The organism is Acholeplasma laidlawii PG-8A, from assembly GCF_000018785.1.
GTDB classification, from domain to species: domain Bacteria; phylum Bacillota_I; class Bacilli_A; order Acholeplasmatales; family Acholeplasmataceae; genus Acholeplasma; species Acholeplasma laidlawii.
On record NC_010163.1, the window covers coordinates 942,203 to 965,126 of the forward strand.

The window sequence follows — 22,924 nt, forward strand, 5'->3', positions numbered from 1 at the left end:
AATTCCTATACAATAAAACCTAAAAACATTGAAAGTAAAATAATGATTGGTGCAGGTATCTTTTTCGTTAATAAGAGTAATGTAGAAACCACTACAACAACATATACCTTAAAGTCTACTTCTAGTTTAAGTGATTGGTTGATTGCAGTCATTACTATCAAACTGGCTGCAGTAATACTTACTCCAGTTAAGAAGCGTTTCATTAAAGGCATTTTTCTTGAAGCTTTCCATAAAGGGAATATGAAAAATACTAATAATATACCCGGCAAGAAAATACTAAAACCACCAATTATACCTGCTAGAAAACTCAGACTACTACCATCAAATGATCTTGCTGATACAAATGAAGCAAAACTAAATAACGGACCAGGTATTGCCTGATCGATTGCATAACCTGCTAAAAAGTCATTTAAAGAGATAATCGATTGATTATTCACCAAATCAGTAATCATAAGTGGCACAACAATTTGCCCACCACCAATTACAGAATAACCATATTTATAAAATGAGGTGTAGATATTTAAAATAGAAATATCGAATGTTTGACTTAAAACCTCATTAACGAGTGCTAGCACTACAACAATGATTAGTATAAACCATTTTGGTTTATATTCAAGTTTATCGTTGCGTTTTTCACTTATTTTAGGAACTACATAACTTAAGCCCCCGAGTATAAGTAATAACGGTACTATCCACATAGATAGATTTGCAAATAATAACCCTAATATAAGCATTATAATGTATAAAATAATATCCGTTTTAACCTTTAGTACTTTTCTAGATAAGGTAATCGCAGCATATACAATAAATGAAATTGCTGCTGCAGGTAGATACATGAGTACTGGTTCCCATGCATGATTAGCATCTATAAACGTAAAAAACATACCGAGTAAAGTCATGACTATCATTGCAGGTAATGCCCAAACTAGAAAGGTAAAGATTGCCAGTAATTTACCACCAACATAATAACCAATAGCTGTAATTGTTTGAGTACTACTGGGACCCGGGACTAATGCATATAACCCTATCATTTCTGTAAGTTCTTCTTCAGTGATGTATTTCTTCTTTTTAACTAATATGGAAGAAAATACACCATAGTGAGCTTCAGGTCCACCATATGATCCTAAAGAACATAGAAAAACATCCCATAAAAACATATACCACTTAACTTTATGTAAATTATCCATATACTATCCTCAAAAAATATCTATCTTGTCATAAACATATAATCATTATACATAAGGGTCCCTTTATTTGGCCACCAATCACATTATATTTTATGTGTTTTTTACACAAGATAGCTATTTATTGACATAATGAAGCAATCTTATTGTTAAAGTATTGAAAACGTGGTAATCTAGTTATCATAACTAGATGGAGGTATTGGATGGATTCAGAAATACAAAAATGGATAAATAAAATAGAACATATAAAGCTACCACGTTGGGAAGAACTACCTGACATTGAACTTTATTCAGAACAAGTCATACACTATGTAAACCAACATTTAGGCTATATATTTATTGATCACGAAGATATCAAAGATAGTTTTGTTACACCTTCAATGATTAATAACTATGTAAAACATAAAATTATGACACCACCAATCAAGAAAAAATATAAAAGGTCACACATTGCTTTCATTATTACAATCACCATACTTAAACAAGTAGGTAGCCTAAATGATGTTCAAAAAGGTATAATCCACTTAACTTCTGTATATGGTAAAGTCGATGCATACAATACATTTATTGACTTTCTAGAGCAGTCATTACTATCTGCTGTGAGTGAACTCAAAGGAAAACCAAATATAACTTATTATTCTAAACCTGTATCAATTGATCTATTACCGCTTAAAACAGCTACCATAGCATTTTCTTCTATCATGCTATCTAGCTATCTGTTTTCAAAATTAGACATCAAAAACACATAAAGGAGTTTCAAATATGAAACAAAATATCGCAATACTTGCAGATTCAGGATCTGACATCAACATAGACTCAACAAATATGCCTCTATATATACTTCCATTAAGAATTATTATTGATGGTAAAGAATATATTGATAAAAAAGAAATTTCATTAAAAGAGGTTTTAAGTCATATTGATCATAAAAAAGTAACTACTTCTCTACCAAGTCCAAAAGACATTGAAGGTACTTTTGACCAAATTAAAAAAGACGGGTTCACGCATGTTATTTGTATCCCGATTTCAAAAGGTTTAAGTGGTACAATGAATATCATTAGACAAATTGCCGAAGATTATCAAGGTTTAACAATCGAGCTTATCGATACCAAAAACATTAGTATGGCTAGCGGATATAGTTCATTAGAAGCACTTCATATGATTAAAGAAGGTAAATCGTTCGAAGAAATTGTAAACATGATTAACCAAAACCTAACACATAAAAAAGTATTTTTCACAGTTGATAAACTTGTTTACCTAAAAAAAGGTGGACGTATTGGTTTAGTATCAGCAACAGTGGCTGATTTATTAAAAATTAAACCCGTAATTACATGTAATCATGAAGGTATCTACTATACAGTCAAAAAACAAAGAGGCTATCAAAAAGCTGTTAATGAACTGATTCATCAAGTTGTAGAATTTGTTAAAGACAGTAAGAGTTATGATGTTGCTTTAATGAACAGTGACACTAAACTAAATTTAGAAGATTTCTCATCAAAAATCAAAGAAGCTCTACCTCATATTAGAAACTTTAGTATATCAAACATTACACCAGCCTTAGCAATTCACACCGGTCCAGAAGCGCTTGGTATAGCTGTTTCAATTAATCTATAAAAATATAACGGTCACTCTATCTATCTGATATAGTGACCGTTTTTTATTAACCTTTAATAGCAATCCTTAGTTTTGCAGATCTTGCTCTTGGATTATTAAATACTTCTTCTTTACTTGGTAATATCGGACCTTCTGTCATACTAAATACACCATCATTTAAATATTGTTTAAATGCCTTTTTAACTAGCCTATCCTCACCGGAGTGAAATGATAAAATAGCCACTTTACCACCAGGATTTAATTTACCCGGTAATTTGTCAAGCATCTCAAATAACACTTCATACTCACTGTTAACATCAATTCTTAATGCTTGAAAAGTTCTACTCGATGCTTTTTTTAGTTCTTCTTCATATACTTTTTTTGACACCTTTTGTAGTGCTGATGCAATGACCTGGTGTAAATCTAATGTCGTTCGGATGTACCTTCCTTGTATTTTCGCTTTTGTAATTTCTTTAGCTATTTCTTTTGCATAAATTTCATCAGCGTTTTCAATTAACATATGCTCAATTTCTATTTCACTCATCTCAAGTAATCTTACATATGCCGGAATACCAACATTTGGATTCATTCTTAGATCTAAAGGACCTTCTTCTCTAAATGTAAAGCCTCTATCCGGATTATCAATTTGCATAGAAGAAACACCTAAATCCGCCAAAATAAAATCAAAGCCTTCAGTATCAATTGCATCAAAATCCTTGAAATTTAATTGATGAAGCGTAAAGTTATCTTTATTAAATCCGTAACTTTCTAGTCTAGCCCTTGTTTTTGGTAGTTCAATAGGATCTTGATCAATTCCATGTAAGTGTCCTGTGTGATTTAATTTTTTTAAAATTTCCTTACTATGTCCACCAAATCCAGTGGTTAAGTCAATCCCTACTTGTCCTAATTTTATATCAAAAAAATGTAGTATTTCATCAACCATAATTGAACGATGCATACCTGCAGGTGTATTACCCTTCTTCATAACTTTTTGAATAGTTTCTTTATACTTTTCAGGGTTTTTTTCTTTGTATTTTTCATTATATTTTTTTGGATACAGACCACTATATCTTTTTCTTCTTACTCGTTTATTTTCTTCCATATTAGGGCACCTCTAAATACTATAACAAATAAGACCAAATTAAACAAACTAAAATGTCTTTATTTACTTTCTTATCTTCCACTTCTTCAATATTTTAAAGAAAATACACCCAGTAAGTCAGATGTATTTTGTCAAGATATATTATATCTAAACTTATCTTTTAAGTGATAGATCTGTAAACCAAATCAAACTCAGTAATACCTTCTACATCTAATTTATCCAAAGTGACTAGATACGTATAAGAACTAAACGCTGTTGCACCACTTAGAATACTATGAACATTCAGTGTTAACGTATCATCTTTAGTAGTTACAGAGTACACATAATTTTCACTCATTCTTGTTTCCAATTTATAGTAGAAAATAACTATATGTTCTTCAAAATAAGCTTCATCGTAAATAGAAAGGAGTTCATCAAAATAGGTTGATTTAATATCATATTTTAAAGTTATACTTGTTGTTTTAGCTAAATTTATGTTATTAATAAATTCATCATGATTTTTAGCATAAAAGAATATATAATTTGATAATTCTTCATTTAATGCTTCATAACGCACATCAAACGTAGGTACTTTTTCATCAATTAATAGGTAGTTTTCCCCAAAATTTGTGGAAAACCATAACTTTTCCTGATGCATTGTATTATATTTAGGGTTTGTGAAGTCATAAAATTCATAAGCTATTGGATAATATACTTGGTTAGATTTAGTATTCCCCATCAAATAATTAAATCCAGTGCCAATCAAAATCAACTGACTTTCTTCATCATATATTGACATCATAAATGTACCGTTAGGTTGTACATCATAGAATGCTTGTGTGATATTATTTTTATGTAGTTCGTTTAAAGTATTTGATTCATCTTTTATACCAAGTTTAATACTGAAATCCCTGAAAAGAGCTACATTTTGAATGTTTGATAAGTGTCCCAAAATAAGTTCTACACTATAAGGTAATATGTAGTCTGAGAGTATAAAGAGGCTCAGTGGATTTACAGATGATTTAATGCGCATATTTGGATAATAATATAATAGTTTATAGACACCATTTTGTTTAACAATGTCCAAATGTATATACAAGTTACTATCTAACTTTTCTACTTGTGTTAGTAGATAATCTAACCCCTGAACATGACTAAACTTAAAAGAAAGTTCATTACTTATCTCAATGCCTTCGTTTATATATTCCAGTTCACCAAATTTATCTAATACTATTGATTTCTTATCTATAGTAACAAAAGTTACTTGATGTTTTTCATCTTCATTTATTTGATCATCATCTGACTTTGTTAGATCATTGGGTGTACAAGATATAAGAGAAAATAAACTTACTAAAGTCATGAAAATAATTAATATTTTCTTCATTTATCCCACGCTCCATTATTTTTTTTACTTAGAAAACAAACCTCATAGAACCTTCCCTATTTAATCTTCATGTTAGCGTTATTATAATCGTATTATATCATTATAATTTAGATATTATATTTTATTGTTTTTGCTTTCTAGACAATGCATATTTTAAGTTCATGACTAGAACACCAATAATGATGATTGTTTGGATATAGTAGATATATGCTGCAATATTAGAAAATAAACTAAACAATTCAACCGTCAAATCTTTTATAAAATGGTTTAGAATCATTGAGCCTATAAAATTTATCAGGCCAATCGCTATATAAGTCATAGTTAATACTCTTCCACCTATATTCAACCTATTATAAAGACTTAATAAAAATACAACAGTGATAACTGGTGCAAAGTTAATAGATTGCGCCATGAGCACTATGGAACTTCCTGTTTCTACACTAAAGCCTAACCTAATCCAAGTAGTGATAATACTGGAAATTGGTGATGCAATAAGCAATAGACAGGAAATTATGAGGAAAATATTATCTTTATTATCTAAAATAATCAAGATTAGGCCAATAATGATCACGATAGTCATCAAAATATTTGATGCAAGTACATAATTTATATATATATCAAACGGTATCGATATAAATGATAATACAACCTTATTTATCATACCAGCCATATAAGATGTTATCATAAGTATAAATCCAAAGATTCTTTTCTCATTTATTATCATCCTTTTTAAAACGTTTTTTAAGTGTAATTATTATATCACAGATAAAAAAATAATTGATTACACACTATAATCAATTATTTTTTTCGAACTAACTATTCACTTAAAATAACTTCTTCTTTACTATTTAATATGTCAAAATTTAATTCATTTTCTGATTTGGCAACAATAGTTGCCGCAACACCAGCACCAGTAACATTAATTAGTGTACGTCCCATATCAATTAATGGATCAACTGCAATAATTAAAGCTATACCATCAATCGGTAACCCAAGTGCTGATAATACTACCGCTGCAGCAATGGTTGCAATACCTGGAACACCAGCAATTCCTATTGCTGAAATGGTTGTAATCACTAAAAGTAATACGAACTCTACTGGTCCTATAGGAATACCATAAGCATTTGCAGTTAGTACTGCTACCATCGCTGGGAAAATCCCTCCACAAGCATTCATACCTACATTAGCACTTAATGGTCCAACAAAGTTTGCAATACGATCAGATACCCCAACGCGTTTTGTTAAGGACTCCATAGTAACTGGTAAGGTACCATAGCTACTTTGAGAGGTAAACGCTAAAAACATTGCCGGAGAGAATTTTTGAACAAACTTGATTGGTGATACTTTCATAATCTTTAGTAAAAGCATTTGAACAAATACAAAATGGAAGATTAAAGCGCCATATATTAAGGCAATATATAAACCTAGTTGTTTCAATGTTTCTATATTACTTCTACCCACAGCATAAGCCATAAATGAAAATACCGCATAAGGTGTTAATTTAATAACAAATTTTGTTACTCTTGTCATAATAGTATTTAATGAATTATTAAAGTCAACAAAAGGCTTAGTGCGTTCTGGATGTCTTACATTTTCAATAATGATTGCCACTGAAACAAATAGTGCAAGTACAATTACGGGTAATACGACATTACCAGATAAAGCTGCACCAATATTATTAGGGAAGAAATTTAAGATAACTGTTTCAATTGGCGTAATTTCTCTTACATATTCACCGATCGGTTCAAAATTACTGCCCAATCCTGGTATATATGCAAATAAGAATCCAATAACCGCACCAATAGTTGTTGTTATAAGTAACCAGAAGAAAGACTTAATACCAATGCTCTTTAGTTTTTGCATTGTCTCAAGTGATGTAAAACTCTTTATTACAGCTGTTAAAACAAGAGGTACAACAACCATTTGGATTAATCTTAAATATAATTGTCCAATCGGTCTTATTGTTGCAACAATTGTTGTTTCTTGACCATTAATGGTAGTTGTAGTTGGACCAAATAAAAATCCTATTAATATACCTAGAGTCATACCAATGATCACTCTTAAACTAAATTTTAACTTTTTCTTACCTGTGAAGAAAATAAGTGCTATGACTACTAATGTAGTTAAGTACAGTACGCCTTTTTGCCATGAATCTATTAAATAATTATCAAACATGTGTTTTCCTCTTTTACTAATTATTTCGATATAGAAATATATTACTATACAGTTTCCTTAAGCTCAAATAAAAGGCATTTTAAAAGCAGTTAAATATTAACTGCTTTATGTATTCGTGTAAAATATTGTGATTCTTTTACTTATTAAGTGTTTTTATATAAGTAAATAATTTCTGGTAGATATATATCATACGTTCTTCAGTTACGTGATTTAAAACATCATCTAAATCAAACCACTTAACTCCACTATTCTCATCAGCCTTTATAACTAGGTTCTCATCTTCATCAGCTATAAGTAAATAGGTTAAATTCATATGAATGTGGTCACCCACATATACACCCCGTTTTATATGGTTATAAACTAGGATATTATCTAATGACACAGGTTCATGAAGCAGTGGCCTAACTTTCTTAACTCCTGTTTCTTCGGTTACCTCTTCTAATAATACATCTAAAAAATCAGGATTACCGTCACTATGTCCACCAATCCAGCCCCAAGATTTATATATAAGGTGGTTAGCAAATAATACTTTATCTAATGTTTTATTTAGAATAATTGCTGAATTGGAAAAATGAGCAATAAGGTTTGTTCTAAATAGTGCATCATCATTATTTCTAGCAAAGTCTAACATTGCCTTTTTATCAATTGCTTCTTGTTCATTTTTGGGTTGATAGTTTTCTATTGTCTTAATATGCATCTGTATTTTCTCAATTCTTTACTTGGTATCTAGTATAAATATAGCATAATTTCATCAAGTTATCAACGAAGCAATGGTGCACACTTGTTTTATTTAGGCATCTCAATAATAATCTTTCCCATCACTTTCGTGAATCACCTCTAAAAATACAGGATATTTAAAATATTGTATAATTTATGAAAATAACTTATATTTTTTATAATACCTTAAAATTGGAAGTCCCATTAATAATCCTCCAATAATAATTGGAATAATCATTAGTATAGGAACAATATCCTGAATATAGACGATCTGGTTAACCCATGAATATCCTAGAAGAAACAGAATAAGTATTCCCAACCAAATCAAACCAGATGAAAAAACATATAAGAATAGTGTTTGAAAGCTAAATTTTTCAATTTTGCTTCTATTAAAGAATATATATACATAGTTTATAACTACTCCAAATACAGGAATACACATCAAATATAACATTTTTTTATCTATCATGACCAAAACCTTCCATTAAATAAGTCTTCAAAAAATTCTACCCAGTCTATTTCTAGATAGACCTCACCACAAGCACCAATAGCGGCACCAACCCTTATTCCTTGAGAAAAATCAATAGTAATTCCCCAACCAACATAAGTTTCAACTCCAATCGATACTGAATCTCCTAATCTAATTCCTGCTTCACCTCAAATAATCTTAATTATTCCAGAAAATCCGGCTCCAAGTTTTGCATTTGCAACAATCGTTTCTTCAATTGTTTTTGTTGTAAATAACATAATAAAACAACCCACTATAATAAATAGTGAAAATGGAATCATAAATATACTTAATATTTTGATAGCTACAGTTGGACCTTTTGGCTTTGTAACAACCATTATGAATACCTCTTATATCTTTCATCTAATCTTTTTATTTACTATTTCTTTTAATTTAATCATATTAGATATCTCATAATCTGGAATAATATTAGAATCGTTTATATTTTGATTAGGGTTATACCATACAGATTTTATATTTGCATTTTTTGCTACTAATATATCATTAGTTAATGAATCACCCACAACTAATGCTTCAGTAGCATTTAAATTTGTATATCTTAATATACTTTTAAATATTTTAGGATTTGGTTTATTAACACTCACTTCTTCAGATGCAACTATACGCGTTATATATTTACCAAATGATGTATTTATTATTCTTGGATACTGTAAGTCAACTAAACCATTTGTTGCAACACAAACTATTATTTCATTATCATATAGATACTTAACAATTTTATGAGATGATTCTAATGGAAATACTGCTTGTTTAAATCCTTCCATGTAAAGTTTGTTTGCAAGTGCAGAATCAATCGAATCAATCTCGCATATTTCAAAAAGAAGTTTAAATCTAAAAATAGGGATATCTTTATTTGCGACTTGTATATCATTATAACTGCCCGTCTCCCATAAACTATGATCTATTTTAGAAAACGTAGAAAAAAGATCAAAACTCGGTATTATATTTAGTTTATTACACATATACTCTAATCCAAATTGTTCACATTTTAAAAAAGTCTATCAATGTATTATCAGCATCAAAAATCACTAATTTATACGACATAGTTTTCTCCTTTCAACATTCACTTACATTTACTCATTTAACCCTATATTAAGCCTATTTATTGAAAAAATACATACTACCTTTGCATAATCTTATTATGTTTCGAGTATAATTCAGAAAACATTTTATAATTATCCTGTAAATGGGAAATACCAAATATTCGTTTCTTACCTAAATATACACGATATGCTGTTTTATAATCGATAACACGTAAGTCTTGATATAAATATTTTTTCTTTCTACCAAACAAGTTAGTGTGTATACAATATGTATCAAATACTTCTATTTTCCAGTTTATATTGTTGATAAGTAAAAATAGTGAACCTAAAAAAATAATACCCAGAAATGCAAGGGCAGCTATTGCACCTTCAATATCGCTACTTAAAGCTTCCTTTTCAAATACAATTAAGTATAGTGCTACAAATAATAGTCCAACTAATACTATCGGAAGTATTTTATTATATATTAAGGGTTGCTTGATGATAAATTTATTCGTATCATCCATAACTTTTGGGTTGTTGTTTATTTTCAAATATAACTCCTCCATTTTTTATTATCTATGCCTTACTTTAAATTAATTAAATTGTATTTATGTTGTTTTATCAATATATAATTTCTTTGATACCTTGAACTTTGATTTAATTACCTAATTTCTTATATACCTAAAATTGTAAAACAACCGGATTCATAAATACTTTCTTCTGCCCAGAGTCGTAATTCATCTATTATTACTTTAACCATCTCATTTTCGTAGATCACCTGATTTAGTATAGTATTCCAAGTTGTCTCATTAACTAAACTTTTTCCAAAATAATCATAATTTGGAATAACTCTCGAAAAAAACTCACCCATCTTATGTTTTTCCATGATATCTTCATGCAACAATATCGATGTTTTATCCCAATACACATCTTTTTTGTCTCCCGTTTGAAATTCATGATATGCTGTACCAATCTTTTGTCTCGGTAAAACAAAATATTGAAGTGGTTTTCCATTAAGTGTATACTCTTCATTTATTGAATTTAATCTTCTTACTGCAAATATTTCAGCTTCATGATAGTTATCAAAATTGAAATAAGCTTGATTATACTCTTTATACCAATGTGGTAACATCTCTTTATATACATCAAGAATCTTAAGTGCAAAGTTAATTGAATAGGTATATTCAGTAACTCTAAATGAATTGTCATCTTTATGAATGAATAATATACTTTTTTCATCATTTGATGTATATTTTTTTATATAATTAACACCTTCTAATTGTTTTATACCGATTTTTTCAATCAATACATCAGTATTTAACAATCTATCCGTTTCATCAAAATATAATCCTGTATGCGTAAAACCTGTATTTTTAATGGTAATTAGTTGGAAATTATTTTTAAGTTCATACACTATAAAATGCAAATCTAGTGTTTTATTGTAAACTAAGCTATATGTTGACTTAGTAACCTTATCTTTTAGAAATTTTTTATATCTAATAATCTTCTTTTCTTTAATGGTTATAGAGTCTTCAAATATATTTATGTCATTCAAAAATACTTTTGATTATAAGCTATATAATAACTATCATAATAGTTACCTTTTATGGTTAGAACCATAAAAAAGATACTTGATATACCTGTTATGATTGTTTGAAATAAATCATAATTTGATTTACCAAAAATATATAAAATCAAAGACCCTATACTAAGTACACCAAATAAAATTGTAAATGAAAATGAAATTAAGAACTTTTTTACCTTCATGTCGTGCTCCCCATTTATTTAATTAACCCATCAAAGACTCTCTACTTTTGCGCATAATTTATCCTTATATCTTTGTTACACTACTTTATCTCTGGTTTCTTCAAAATACTCTTCAAGTAAATAATTAGCCCATCTATTCGCTTCAATTTCTAGACTTCTATCCTTTCTTTTGTCTATTTCCATAAAAAACCATTGATAATAATGTGTTAATTCATGAGTTATTGTAAACAAAATATTCTTCATTTCAGTATCTTTTTTATTGATTGGAACATAGTGATATTTACCAGTTGCAATCCAAATAAATGGATTTTTTTTAATATGATCTTCGTAATAATAAAAATCTCCAATAGTTTTTTTTGTTGAGTTTTCCTTCTCAAAAAATTCATTGTTAGACTTGATGAAAATGGTACATCTAATAGGAAAGTAGTATCTCCTTCTCAAAAACTTAATAAAGTCGATAATTTTTTCTCTTAATTCCTGGACGATATATTCTGAAAACTTCATTCGCAGTCCATTTTCACTTCCATTGAAGTATATTTTCTTAAATTCCTTATCTATCCACACTTTGTTGATCACCTTTTCTTTTACCAACATTTTACTAATCATCATGGTCAATAATCTTAAAAACTATCCCTATAATGATATCTAGTAAAAAAGGTATAACACTTAATCGAATTATACCATTATTAGTTGCTTTATCTCAACAATATATCAAATATACTTTAAATACATTTTAAATGTATGTTGTCTCTACTTTGAGATGTCCATACACACGTATTATTGGCTAACTAATTTAAACATAGAAAATCATCACTACAGTCAAGCACTTCAAAAGATAAATTACTTATAGATAATATTAATCAGCAAATTATTTTGAGAAGTTTAAGAAGGATTTTCTTGGACTCTATTGATCACATTATAAACAATAAAGAGCCCCTAGAAAATAAATTCTAAGGACTCTAATTTTACTTATCAACGAATATTATGTATTTAGGTGAACCATACCCAATCTCTTCTTTAATAAATATTGCATGATTAAATAGTAGTATGTATGTTCCACCGCCAAATAAAGTATGATTAAGTGCCTTTTCGGGATGCACAAACTGTCCATCTATTTTCTCGTCATCAGAAATTACATAAATCGGACTCATAACTTTGCCTATAAGAAGATATTTGTAGATATCTTCATCACTTTTAAAAGATGCTTCTTTAAAATTATGTGACAAAATTGATGGTATTTTACGGATAGAATCACCTCTCTTTTCACTATTAAATAACTCATAAATGACTCTATTCCTTTTGTTTTTATCGATGAATTTTTTCACAAACATTTCTTCTGTATTTTTATCCATAATTTCTTGTATATGAGATCTATGATACTAATATGTTTAACAAGTTCATACCTGAAAATATTTGAATTGATACCATTTTCTTGTACTTTATGTTCTTTGTAGTTATTATATCATCTATCGTCCACTCTTCCTTACTTGCTTTAATCTTTTCTTCTAGAATTTTTAGTTCATATGCCTTGTCACTATATTCTCTACCGAAGTGTTTAGTTAATAAATACACAGCTGAGTATTTATCAGCTGGTATATGTCTCGTAGTTCTTACAATCTTTCTTCTTGGTGCTCTAGTTTTACCAGCATCATCTATATGCTGTGTTTCTTCTGTAACATCATAGCCTATCGCTCTTTTATAAAGTGCACCCGTTAGATCCATCTTTAAATTAATCTTTGCTTCAAATTGTGCTTTTTCAATTTCCGGATACTTTCTTTTTAGTCTTGTAAAAGTATCTTGAGTAATTCCTAAGTGCTTACACATTTCTTTTTGTGTGACTAACTTTCTTGAACACTCTTTTATAAATTCAAAGACTTCATCTAGTTTTCTTGTTTCAACCCAAAGTTGATATGTGTCTTTATTTGCCATAAATAAATCAATCCTCTCATTAGTACAAGTTTTGAGATTCTACGAATTTTCGCAAGAAAAAAAGGAACAATAATTGCTCCTTTTAATCCTAGACTTTTAAAGCCAGATATCCTAGGGTAACTGTAGTATACGCTAAAACGTATCATTTGTAGTGTAGCCAATAGCGTACAAATAAACTTTATTTAACTCTTTTTATTCATTTTTTTATATGTGTTCAAATATATATCAACAGTATTTCAAGCGTATATTATTAATATATCAATACTACTTGAAGTTTGGCGTCAACACTAATTACTGGAAATGAGAATTACTAACAAAAAGAGGATCATCACCTCAGTGAATCACCTCTTTTATCATTTATGGCTTTAACAGTTTACTCACATATAACAGTTCTGTTTCTGAATAGTTTTCTGAATAATAATAGAGATAAACATAACTTTCAAAATACTTTGATTTTAACATTTCAGTAGTTTTATGATATTTATGTTTTTCTGTCATCCGAATAAATTCAACATCGTCATTTAATGTAACAAAAATTTTAATGTTTCTCATTGCACCATTATCTATATCTGAAAGGACTTTTTCAAGATCACTTTCTTCAACAACTCTCAGTAAAATTTGACGACTATTAAGGACCGTTTTTTTGCTAATATTTTCTAAATTTTGATGATTATAATCATCAACTATAATCAAAATCTTACTATTTTTGATACTCAAAAACAACTTTTCTTTTAACACCTTTAAACAAGTGTCATTTACATCATTTTTGATTATACTATAATTTAATGTCTTATATCTCATAACAATTCTCCTAATATTTTGTATCAGTTCATAAATAAAAAATTAGAAAGAAACATCTAAGATTGTAATCATCAAGGCATCAAATTTAGATTTTCCATTCGTGTCAACTATTTTACTAATGAGGATACTCATGTATTTATCATCATAATCATTTGGAGTCAAATATGTATAATACTTAATTATTTCTGAGTGCACCTTTTCATAACCATCTGATGTTATAATGACAAATGCAATTTCTATTTCTAGATAATGAATAGTTTCTAAAGAACCATTATAAACCTGATAACCCCATCGTCCATAACTACCAACAGGTGTATAACCAATGTCAAGAGAAACATCAATATTATCCATCACTTCCATTTCATATGTCTTATAATATTTATTTGGAAGTAATAATAACTCATCCCAGTTCTCGTTAAAATCACTTATTTTAAATGTTTTGCCATAGGTTTCAGATAAAGTAATTAATATTCCCTCCTCAATTCCTTTTGTAAGACTATCGAATAATTCTTCAATAAATAAATAATCTTTTTTTGAAACATTACCAGAATTACTTTTATATAGAAAATCTCTTTCATAATAGTAATTATATTTATCAACATAGGAGAATTGAGAATTTACTAAATCCATGACAATCATAAACTCATATCCGTTTAGATTATAATAAAATCCATATGCACCTTCTTTGTTATAGATAGCTTGACTATTAGAATCATTGGATAAAAATTGAATGTATCCCTCACTATCATTTACAATAAAACTGTTGCTATTTGAAATATTAGTATAAAAGTCCCATATTAGTTCATATGGTTTTAGTTCTTTATAGTTTGCTACTATTTGGATGTTTTTTAATAAGGTGTATGGAAATATCAAAGGTTCATTTTCTAAAGACCAACCTGTAAAAATAAATCCATTTTTTCTAGGTTCTTCTAAGTTATAAACAGTATCCGCATAATCAAAAATAATTTCGGTGTTTTCTAAAACTCCACCCTTTGTATCAATTGCTATTGTATATTTTGTTTTCTCTTCATGAATAATAGTTTTATACGTTTGATTACCAGATACTGCCTGAACTCCAGGAGACCAACCTCCAAACACATAAGTGATGGCGACAGTAGGTTCATTGACAGGTACTACTCCATCAAAACTAGGTATAATTCCATATTCCACGTTTTCATCAATTTGTAAAACATTATCATCACTGTCTACCCAAGTTATAGTGTATGTTTTTAAGGTTTCTTTGAAAACTGCAATGTACTCTGTATTATCATTTGCTGGTACAACATTTGGGGACCAACCAATAAACTCAAAGGAATATTGAGAAGTTTCGTTTTTTACAGGCGTTATTCCATTATATTCTGGTGTAGCCCCATTCATAACGTCATTATCAGTTTCTAAAATTGATCCATTATCATTTTTCCAACTTATCGTAAAAGTATTAGCAACTTCACTAAATATTGCAGTATATGTTTGTTCGCCATTTACCACAGTCATTACTGGTGACCAGCCGTTAAACTCATATCTTAATTCATTTGTTGATTTTTTTGAAGGAATAGTTCCAGTATAATTTGGTGTTACTCCCCATAATACATCTTCAATTTTAATAATTGTTCCATCATCATATTGCCATGTTATTTTATATTTTTGTTTTGTTGGATCATCAGAAGCTTTCATTGAATATGTTACAACGATAGAAACATCCTTCTTATAAATATCCCCACTTTTAAAAGTCTCTGAACCACCAATTTTAACACTTTTAGTCGTTCCTTCTTTTGTTATCCCCCAAAAGATATCATAAACTGCTTCAGTTTTAATATTTGTAAAACCCCATACTTCAAGCTGCTCTACGACATCCTCATAATTTTTTCCAGCAAGTGATGTTGCTGACTCTCTTACTTTTACTTCATCTTCTGCAAGTTCAATGCTATCTTCACAACCTACTAAGACAAAAGCTGATAATATCAACAGTAATACAGTTACTATCCTTAGTTTTTTCATTATTTTATTCGTATACTCTTTTTTAATTTTAATTATTTTGAGTACACTGTCCCCTTTTTATTTTTTATTTTTCCTTATAATTTTGGAGGAAATAATCCTGCAAGTTCAATTTGAGAACTTGCTTTTTGCCATTCTGACATTCCCTCTTTCCAAACTAAACTATCAGAAGTTAGAGCTCCTGTAGCCACCATTGTTCTTAAATTATTAATATCAAACGGTCCTGTTGGTTTACCATCTTTGGCTACATGAAATTGAGTTACCGGAACTGACGGTGGTGTGCTTTGTCCATTATTTTTGTGATCTAGTGATTGGTCCATCACACCAGCAATATTTTTACCGACAGCAGATCCAACAGCTATACCAGCCATCATTGAGACTGGATTAAATGCTGTACCATGACCGCCTAAGTCAACATTGCCTGCTCCATTTTCGCCCATTTTACCTAATGCTTCTGCACCAGCAACACCAACTTCACCACTGATTTGTGTTTGATAAGCTCCAATATTAGTTTGTCTAGTTGTCATTCGTTGAGCATATTGTTCCTCTTCTCTCTTGATTCTTAGCTCTTCTTGATAGTTAAGAAGGTCTGTTTCTGCTTTACCTGTTGAAATATCTTTAGTAACCCTCTTGAGTTCAATATATGCTTCGTTATCTTTATCAACCTCAACTGCACTTAAATCAATACCAGTTACAGATATAGCAAAAAGATCATCTAGTCTATCACCAACATACAATTCAACATCTTGATTAATTAAATCTATCTTTGATTCAATTGCAATAACTGGAATATCGTGTTTAGAAGGAGCATTAGTGACAACCTCTTTTACATACCGTGAAACTGATGCGTTAATTTTACTTTTTAGTTCTTCTATACTGAAATTTGCGAGTTGATGAAATAAAACGAACCTTTTATAATCTTTTATTTTGAAAGTTAATGATCCTCTAACTGCAACTGGAACTTGAAAATCAGGAAATCTAGAATCCACCACATCAAAATATGGAATACCAAATCTAACTTGTATAGCTTCAGCTAAGTTTAGAAAGAATACTTCAGCTTGGAAAGGTGTATCACCCTCATACCATAATCCAATAATAGATGATAAAATAGGAAAGTTTTTCGTTTTTAAAGTTCCATCATATGGACCTACAATATAATCTACCTTGGTGCCGTCTTCTTGTTTATAAAAAAAGGCTGCTACCTCACCAGTTTTAACTCTAAGTACTGAATTTGTTCTTATGGCTGTTTCCCTTTTTACTTCACCTTGACTAGTTCCACTGGGATGCCACTTCCATACTAAATAATTTGATTGATCACAACGGATAACATCACTAAACCCACTTTTTTTCTTTCTATTGAATATCCCCACATTTAATACCTCCTTGTATTTTCTTATTTTTGTTAAAATTATTCTTCATCTTCTTCTTCGTCTTCTTCATTTTCAGTATTTTTGACTTTAGATTTTGATTTATCTTTTTTTTGTGTTGCCCAATATAAAATACTTATTCCTAACATAAATATAGTCATTGAAATTGTACTCAACATGTAATAAGGTGAATCACCATCACCAGACTCGGAACCTTTAAAGCCTCCCCATATCATTAACACTAATGATACAACAGTAACAACTGAGCCAATCAAATACCGCCATGCATTATTCATAAAACGTTTAAAAGTTTTACTTCTATATTGGTTCATTGTTTTTTTATATAATTTATCAATATATTCAAATTCAAATGTATTACCAAAAGATATTTTAGCTTTGTGATACGTTTGATCTACTTTTGCCTTCCAAGCTTCTTCACATTTTGAGTCTGTTGTTAGATTTGAAACTGCTAAGATAAAGAATTCATATATATCTTCCTTTGTGTTTGGAATATAAAAATTACTTATCAATTCATTTTTCTTTTCTATAGACTTGGTTGACCCGATTTTATCAGCGAAATCTTTGACTACATTATCTAAATTAGAACCACGAAGCTCATATCCACAATCTTTACATTTGTGTTCAAATGCATTTAAATGAGCACCACAATTCGGACATTTGTATATTTTCCCTTCAAATAATTTAATTCTTTTATTTTCTGAGGATTGCTGATTAATAATTACCACTTGTTTACCACACCCAGAGCAAAATTTCGAACCCTCTGATATTTGATTACCACAATTATTACAAAACATATTCTTATCCCTCTTTTTGTTGATATTTAATAATTTTTACTGCATCACAAATATCACCGATATTACAATCTAGATATTCGCAAATTCTAAGTAGTACAGAAAGGGCAACTTCTTCATTTCTTCTAAGTTTAGTCATTGTTCCGGTTGCAATATTAACCTCAGTCCTAAAATCAATTTGCGAAATATCTTTTTCTATGAGTAAAATCCATAGTTTTTTATAACTGATTTCCATACGACAGTATCCCCTTTCTTTCTTTATACTCTAATAATATCATATTAATAAACTGATAACAATACGAAATTAATGTTTATTCGCAAGAACTTGCGATATTATCTCCTTAAAAACATAAATAAAGCTTTCTAATTCTATTTGAATTGGAAAGCTGCTTAATTATGTTATTTAATTTATGAGTTTTATCAAAAATTAATTGGTGAATTGTTATTCATTTAATTTACCTCAAAACTTACTTGTATAAAGAAAAAGTCACCAAAGTGACTTTATAATTTATACTGTTGTTTTATATCAAACTCTTTTAAAGAGCTGTTATCAATAGATACATATAGTGGATGTTTAGGATGACCACTTTTATTTTGATCTAAACACATCCATGTACAATTATACTTAACTGATAATAAATAAATTTCCTTTAAGGCTTCACTTAAATAATTTCTTTTTTCTATCAGATTTCCCCAACCAGCTATTAAAACACTACTTTGATTTGATTTTAATATGTTTTCGATTTCTCTAATGTTTCTTTGATAATATTGATCATTTGAATTGAAGTGCATTCCATTTGGATTGGTATCTCGTTGTGGATATATATTCAACATAATCCAACTATCATTATTTTGCTTTCTGGCTAATTTAACAACATTTTTAACAGTATTATCAAGTTTATTCGGCTCTGCTGTACTTGGGTTAACTCCAAAAAATATAAGAGGTGATTTACCCTGAACTCCTAAAACATAACGTGCTGCATTGTCATTTTCTTTTATATAAATCCATTTACTCAAACTATTCATATTTATCATTTACCTATATTCTAAATTTTCAAAATTTTTGCCTCACGTTTTTTAAAGCCCCTCCCGTGCGGTACCCATGGGACCATCAACAAGTGATGATAGGGGGATTAATCTAAAAATTATTGTTCTTTACCTTCTTTTTTAATATCTCAATCAGTTCTTTTGTATTAACAACAAAGCCAAACTTATACTTTTTATCTTTGGTGTGTATTTCTAATCTCATATAGCGATTATAATATTCTGCTCTAGCAATATCTTTATAACTTATTACAAGATTTCTTTTAAAATATCTTTTGATTATAATTTCTTTGCTATCATAGGTGAGTGGAATAGGTTTTATGATATCTTTCCCAATCCAATAAACAGACCATATCAATACAATTGTGAATATGTAAGTCGCAATTTGCTGTGCCAAGTTTAGATAGTTTTCGGTAATAATGCTTCGTTTACCAAAGTTTATTGCTCCTACAACAGCAATAATAAATACTAAATATATGGCCGGATTAATATATATTTTCTTTTTCATTTAAACACCTCAAAAATATTATACCAATCAACCCATAAAATTACCATCATCATCAAATAATACTTCTTTTTTCTTAAACCTTCCATGTTCCTGGTTATGACAATCTCTACATAACAATTCTAGATTCTTTTGATCTAAACTAATACTTGTATCACCAAGATTAGAAAGAGTTAATCTTATTTGATGGTGTACCTCTTCACCTACGCCACCACATCGCTCACACTTGCCTTGTGTGGCGTTTATTTTTATTGTTCGAGCAAGTTGCCAAGCCTTCGATTTATAAAACCTGTGCAGTTCTTTTGGCTTTGCCATATGCTTCACTTAGTTCATTTGCTTTTGATTCAGTCTTTTCCCATTTAACATTTAAGTCATCTCTTCCGACATGACCAAATGCAGAGAGTGATGAAAACTTAACCTTATCAAGTTCAAGTTCTTTTCTAATGTTTGAAGATGTAAAATCAAAATATACTTTTAATAAGTATAATAAATCCTCATCACTAAGCTTTCCTGTTCCAAAGGTATCAATGTATAAAGAAACTGGCTCTGCTAAGCCAATTGAATTGATACCATTTTCTTGTCTAATGTCCCACTGGGTATATTATAGGTATTAAAATCATTTCCCCATTTGGTTAATGTTTCTTTCGATTCATTTATCCTGTTCTTAACTGAGTAAGCTTGATAAGCATGTCTAGTCTCATGAAAACAAGTAACCATTACTTCGATCCACGGAACTTCCGCTAACCAATCTTCATTAAAAATCACTTCATAATTCTTATGTCTAAAGACCGCAGTTACTTCTTTATTAGGTAGTTCATCTGAACTAACAAAATAGATACTTGGTTCAGTTATATTTAATAAATTAGATGCAATTTTAATCCCCTTAAGTGCTATTTCTATGTTGTTCGTTTTATCTTATCCTTGTTAGTTTTATAGATAAAGTATACCTTATTTTCACTAATAAAAAAGAGGATCAAATCCTCTTTTTGATAGAGATATAAATTCCAATGAGAACAGTAATAGTCACCACAAGAACAATTGATATAGTCAATACTGGAATAGTGTATGTATTAATAATAAGAAGTGAAGCAACTAATAAAACTAATGATGGTAGATATGAAAGAACTGCATAATTTTTTTTCCAAAAGCTTATTTTCTCTTTACTAAATGATATAAACAATAAGAATATGCTTATCAAAAATGTAATGGCAGTAAAATAGGTTCCTAACACTAAAACATTTCGGTGGAGTAGCGGTGTATCTACATTATATATAGAAGCAATCAACACTAATAGATGAAATACATGTTGGAACATAATAGTATATATGAATCGGTTAAAATACTTGTTATCTTTTTTCATTTTGATCACCTTTTTGAATTGATACCATTTTCTTGTACTTTATGTTCTTTGTAGTTATTATATCATTTATTGATTCATGAGTCTATATTGGATAGGTGAATACCCGCCTAGCGTAAGTTTAATTCTTTCGTGATTATACCAATAGATATATCCATTAATAGTTCGAATTAAGTCAGCCAATGATTTAACCTTTTGTAAATAGATTGTTTCACACTTAAGTGTCCCAAAGAAACTTTCTATGACTGACATTTAATAAGCGTTACCTTTAGCACTCATGGATTGCACAAATGATGATTTTTTAAGGTAATTACGATATTTAGGGGATTGATATAAGATACCCTGATCAGAGTGTATGAGAAGCTTTGATAAGTCTTCATTTGGGTTGATTGCTTTCTTAAGAGTTTTTAGAATCAAGTCTTGATTTTGACTCCTAGAAATTTGGTATGCTTTGACTTCACCATTGTAAAGATCTTGAATGACCGATATATATAAATTTTTGCGATTGAATCTAAACTCTGATACATCTGTGACCCACGCTATATTAGGTTCATCCTTTTTAAAGTCTCTTTTAAGTAGATTGGGTATAATTTTGTTTGATATGTGAGAGATATAGCGATATCTCTTTTTTCTTACCTTGCAGACGATATGTAGTTCTTCCATGATCTTTACAACGGTCTTATAGGCTATTTTGACCTGATAGAGGTTTTGAAGGGCGAGTTTAATACGTCTATAGCCATATGTGCGATTACTCGCTTCAAAAATCTCTGAAATAAGTATCTTTATATCGTGATATTTATCTGTCTTCTTATGATGTTCATAGTAATAATAAACAGACTTGGGAAGTCCAGATATTAGAAGTTAGATCTTTCAATGCATATTTTCGCCTTAATTCCTTGACTACTTGGTATTTTTGTTCGTTCGTTCCTGTTTCTTAAACTTTGGCAATAAGTAATTTTCTAGTATTCAAGTTCCATTTCTAAGTGTTTAACTTTGAGTTCTAAACTTTCTTCAACCTCTTTAGATGGTGTATGGAAATTTCTAACTGGATTCTTACGATAATCTTTGGGCGTTTGAAAGAAACGCTCTTTACCATAAAGTCTATACTGATATACCCATCTAGCAGGTAATGTATTATTTAAACTTCTTGATGATAAATACATATCATATTTTCGTGCTGCTTGACTGTATGAGAGTTCATTTTCAATGATGTCTAAAACGACTTTTAACTTGAATTCCCCGCTCCATAGTCTATTCTTTTTCTTTTTATCCTTCATATGATGCCTCCTGCATATATATTAGTTTACACTAAGTACAGGTTTTTGGTATCAGTTCACCTTAAAAATGCTTAAAATCTCGAATAGCCTTTATTCAACCCTCGATTAAAGCTAGTAAATAAAATAAAATTTAATCTAAAATTTACAAATATGGGGATTTTTTATAAAAGTTCCCTTTCCTTCTCAATGCTACTTCAAACATATATCAACAATACTTCAAAAGCATAAAAAAATGCCACACCGAAGTGTAGCATTATTTAATTCCATGATGGCGTCCGAAGAGGGATTCGAACCCCCGACCGATAGCTTAGAAGGCTATTGCTCTATCCAGCTGAGCTATTCGGACACACTTATTCAGCAATGACTATTATAACCTATTCAC

30 protein-coding genes and 1 tRNA gene are annotated in these 22,924 nt (G+C 29.5%); 3 read left to right on the top strand and 28 right to left on the bottom strand.

The window, feature by feature from the left end:
* Nucleotides 1-5: 5 nt before the first annotated feature.
* A complete protein-coding gene (gene chrA / locus ACL_RS04505; protein ID WP_012242856.1) occupies nt 6-1,187 on the bottom strand; it encodes a chromate efflux transporter in 1,182 nt (393 codons plus the stop codon).
* Nucleotides 1,188-1,387: 200 nt separating this feature from the next.
* Here chrA and ACL_RS04510 point away from each other — a divergent pair, with 200 nt between their 5' ends.
* Both ACL_RS04510 and ACL_RS04515 read left to right on the top strand, forming a co-directional pair.
* Nucleotides 1,388-1,933, top strand: coding sequence for a DUF1836 domain-containing protein (locus ACL_RS04510; protein ID WP_012242857.1), 546 nt, complete (start codon nt 1,388-1,390; stop codon nt 1,931-1,933).
* Nucleotides 1,934-1,946: 13 nt separating this feature from the next.
* Nucleotides 1,947-2,798, top strand: a complete 852-nt coding sequence (locus tag ACL_RS04515) for a DegV family protein (protein ID WP_012242858.1) — start codon at nt 1,947-1,949, stop codon at nt 2,796-2,798.
* A gap of 46 nt (nt 2,799-2,844) precedes the next feature.
* On the opposite strand, the gene rsmH is transcribed toward ACL_RS04515, so the two are convergent.
* The 23 genes from rsmH to ACL_RS07590 all read right to left on the bottom strand — a co-directional run bounded on the left by rsmH (nt 2,845) and on the right by ACL_RS07590 (nt 20,494).
* Nucleotides 2,845-3,879: a 16S rRNA (cytosine(1402)-N(4))-methyltransferase RsmH gene (gene rsmH, locus ACL_RS04520; protein ID WP_012242859.1), complete on the bottom strand. Its 1,035-nt coding sequence runs from the start codon at nt 3,877-3,879 to the stop codon at nt 2,845-2,847.
* Nucleotides 3,880-4,039: 160 nt separating this feature from the next.
* Complete coding sequence (locus ACL_RS04525; RefSeq protein WP_012242860.1) at nt 4,040-5,242, bottom strand: hypothetical protein; 1,203 nt, start codon at nt 5,240-5,242, stop codon at nt 4,040-4,042.
* Nucleotides 5,243-5,363: 121 nt separating this feature from the next.
* Nucleotides 5,364-5,927: a hypothetical protein gene (locus ACL_RS04530; protein ID WP_041634102.1), complete on the bottom strand. Its 564-nt coding sequence runs from the start codon at nt 5,925-5,927 to the stop codon at nt 5,364-5,366.
* 131 nt (nt 5,928-6,058) lie between these two features.
* Nucleotides 6,059-7,417, bottom strand: a complete 1,359-nt coding sequence (locus ACL_RS04535; protein ID WP_012242862.1) for a dicarboxylate/amino acid:cation symporter — start codon at nt 7,415-7,417, stop codon at nt 6,059-6,061.
* A gap of 136 nt (nt 7,418-7,553) precedes the next feature.
* Nucleotides 7,554-8,114 (bottom strand): NUDIX hydrolase, encoded by a 561-nt coding sequence (locus tag ACL_RS04540; RefSeq protein ID WP_012242863.1) that lies wholly within the window; start codon nt 8,112-8,114, stop codon nt 7,554-7,556.
* 174 nt (nt 8,115-8,288) lie between these two features.
* Nucleotides 8,289-8,603, bottom strand: coding sequence for a hypothetical protein (locus ACL_RS04545; RefSeq protein ID WP_012242864.1), 315 nt, complete (start codon nt 8,601-8,603; stop codon nt 8,289-8,291).
* Nucleotides 8,604-8,791: 188 nt separating this feature from the next.
* Nucleotides 8,792-8,980 (bottom strand): hypothetical protein, encoded by a 189-nt coding sequence (locus ACL_RS04550; protein WP_012242865.1) that lies wholly within the window; start codon nt 8,978-8,980, stop codon nt 8,792-8,794.
* 21 nt (nt 8,981-9,001) lie between these two features.
* A complete protein-coding gene (locus tag ACL_RS04555; RefSeq protein WP_012242866.1) occupies nt 9,002-9,625 on the bottom strand; it encodes an HAD-IA family hydrolase in 624 nt (207 codons plus the stop codon).
* 158 nt (nt 9,626-9,783) lie between these two features.
* Nucleotides 9,784-10,239: a DUF6560 family protein gene (locus ACL_RS04560; protein WP_041634104.1), complete on the bottom strand. Its 456-nt coding sequence runs from the start codon at nt 10,237-10,239 to the stop codon at nt 9,784-9,786.
* Between the two features lie 122 nt (nt 10,240-10,361).
* Nucleotides 10,362-11,243, bottom strand: a complete 882-nt coding sequence (locus tag ACL_RS04565) for a hypothetical protein (RefSeq protein WP_041634106.1) — start codon at nt 11,241-11,243, stop codon at nt 10,362-10,364.
* Complete coding sequence (locus tag ACL_RS04570) at nt 11,240-11,455, bottom strand: hypothetical protein (protein WP_012242869.1); 216 nt, start codon at nt 11,453-11,455, stop codon at nt 11,240-11,242. Before ACL_RS04570 ends, ACL_RS04565 begins: the two co-directional genes overlap by 4 nt.
* Nucleotides 11,456-11,530: 75 nt before the next feature.
* Entirely contained in the window at nt 11,531-12,049 is a 519-nt protein-coding gene (locus ACL_RS04575) for a hypothetical protein (protein ID WP_041634110.1), read from the bottom strand.
* Nucleotides 12,050-12,420: 371 nt separating this feature from the next.
* Nucleotides 12,421-12,807: a hypothetical protein gene (locus ACL_RS04580; protein ID WP_012242871.1), complete on the bottom strand. Its 387-nt coding sequence runs from the start codon at nt 12,805-12,807 to the stop codon at nt 12,421-12,423.
* Nucleotides 12,808-12,826: 19 nt separating this feature from the next.
* Nucleotides 12,827-13,384, bottom strand: coding sequence for a hypothetical protein (locus ACL_RS04585; RefSeq protein WP_012242872.1), 558 nt, complete (start codon nt 13,382-13,384; stop codon nt 12,827-12,829).
* A 357-nt stretch (nt 13,385-13,741) separates the two neighbouring features.
* On the bottom strand, nt 13,742-14,185 hold the full coding sequence (locus ACL_RS04590) for a hypothetical protein (protein WP_012242873.1): 444 nt from the start codon (nt 14,183-14,185) through the stop codon (nt 13,742-13,744).
* Between the two features lie 42 nt (nt 14,186-14,227).
* Nucleotides 14,228-16,183 carry an InlB B-repeat-containing protein gene (locus tag ACL_RS04595; protein WP_012242874.1) on the bottom strand — a complete coding sequence of 652 codons (1,956 nt, stop codon included), beginning with the start codon at nt 16,181-16,183 and terminating at the stop codon, nt 14,228-14,230.
* A 74-nt stretch (nt 16,184-16,257) separates the two neighbouring features.
* Entirely contained in the window at nt 16,258-17,550 is a 1,293-nt protein-coding gene (locus ACL_RS04600; protein ID WP_012242875.1) for an SPFH domain-containing protein, read from the bottom strand.
* Nucleotides 17,551-17,588: 38 nt separating this feature from the next.
* Entirely contained in the window at nt 17,589-18,362 is a 774-nt protein-coding gene (locus tag ACL_RS04605; protein ID WP_012242876.1) for a zinc-ribbon domain-containing protein, read from the bottom strand.
* Nucleotides 18,363-18,366: 4 nt separating this feature from the next.
* Nucleotides 18,367-18,594, bottom strand: coding sequence for a helix-turn-helix domain-containing protein (locus tag ACL_RS04610; protein ID WP_012242877.1), 228 nt, complete (start codon nt 18,592-18,594; stop codon nt 18,367-18,369).
* 266 nt (nt 18,595-18,860) lie between these two features.
* The gene (locus tag ACL_RS04615; RefSeq protein ID WP_049751954.1) at nt 18,861-19,385 is read right to left on the bottom strand and encodes a DUF1643 domain-containing protein; all 525 of its coding nucleotides are present in this window, start codon (nt 19,383-19,385) and stop codon (nt 18,861-18,863) included.
* A gap of 112 nt (nt 19,386-19,497) precedes the next feature.
* Entirely contained in the window at nt 19,498-19,911 is a 414-nt protein-coding gene (locus ACL_RS04620; RefSeq protein WP_012242879.1) for a hypothetical protein, read from the bottom strand.
* A gap of 27 nt (nt 19,912-19,938) precedes the next feature.
* Nucleotides 19,939-20,223: an HNH endonuclease gene (locus ACL_RS04625; RefSeq protein WP_012242880.1), complete on the bottom strand. Its 285-nt coding sequence runs from the start codon at nt 20,221-20,223 to the stop codon at nt 19,939-19,941.
* On the bottom strand, nt 20,189-20,494 hold the full coding sequence (locus ACL_RS07590) for a methionine adenosyltransferase domain-containing protein (protein WP_081423662.1): 306 nt from the start codon (nt 20,492-20,494) through the stop codon (nt 20,189-20,191). Before ACL_RS07590 ends, ACL_RS04625 begins: the two co-directional genes overlap by 35 nt.
* 421 nt (nt 20,495-20,915) lie before the next feature.
* Here ACL_RS07590 and ACL_RS07570 point away from each other — a divergent pair, with 421 nt between their 5' ends.
* A complete protein-coding gene (locus ACL_RS07570) occupies nt 20,916-21,041 on the top strand; it encodes a hypothetical protein (RefSeq protein ID WP_269460506.1) in 126 nt (41 codons plus the stop codon).
* A gap of 293 nt (nt 21,042-21,334) precedes the next feature.
* Here ACL_RS07570 and ACL_RS07595 read toward each other — a convergent pair whose 3' ends face one another.
* From ACL_RS07595 to ACL_RS04650, 4 genes are all read right to left on the bottom strand, one after another.
* Nucleotides 21,335-21,517 (bottom strand): IS3 family transposase, encoded by a 183-nt coding sequence (locus ACL_RS07595; protein WP_049751955.1) that lies wholly within the window; start codon nt 21,515-21,517, stop codon nt 21,335-21,337.
* A complete protein-coding gene (locus ACL_RS07285) occupies nt 21,518-22,120 on the bottom strand; it encodes an IS3 family transposase (protein ID WP_111724347.1) in 603 nt (200 codons plus the stop codon).
* A gap of 104 nt (nt 22,121-22,224) precedes the next feature.
* Nucleotides 22,225-22,542: a transposase gene (locus ACL_RS04645; protein WP_041634117.1), complete on the bottom strand. Its 318-nt coding sequence runs from the start codon at nt 22,540-22,542 to the stop codon at nt 22,225-22,227.
* 269 nt (nt 22,543-22,811) lie between these two features.
* Nucleotides 22,812-22,888 (bottom strand) — tRNA-Arg (locus tag ACL_RS04650).
* Between the last annotated feature and the right edge of the window lie 36 nt (nt 22,889-22,924).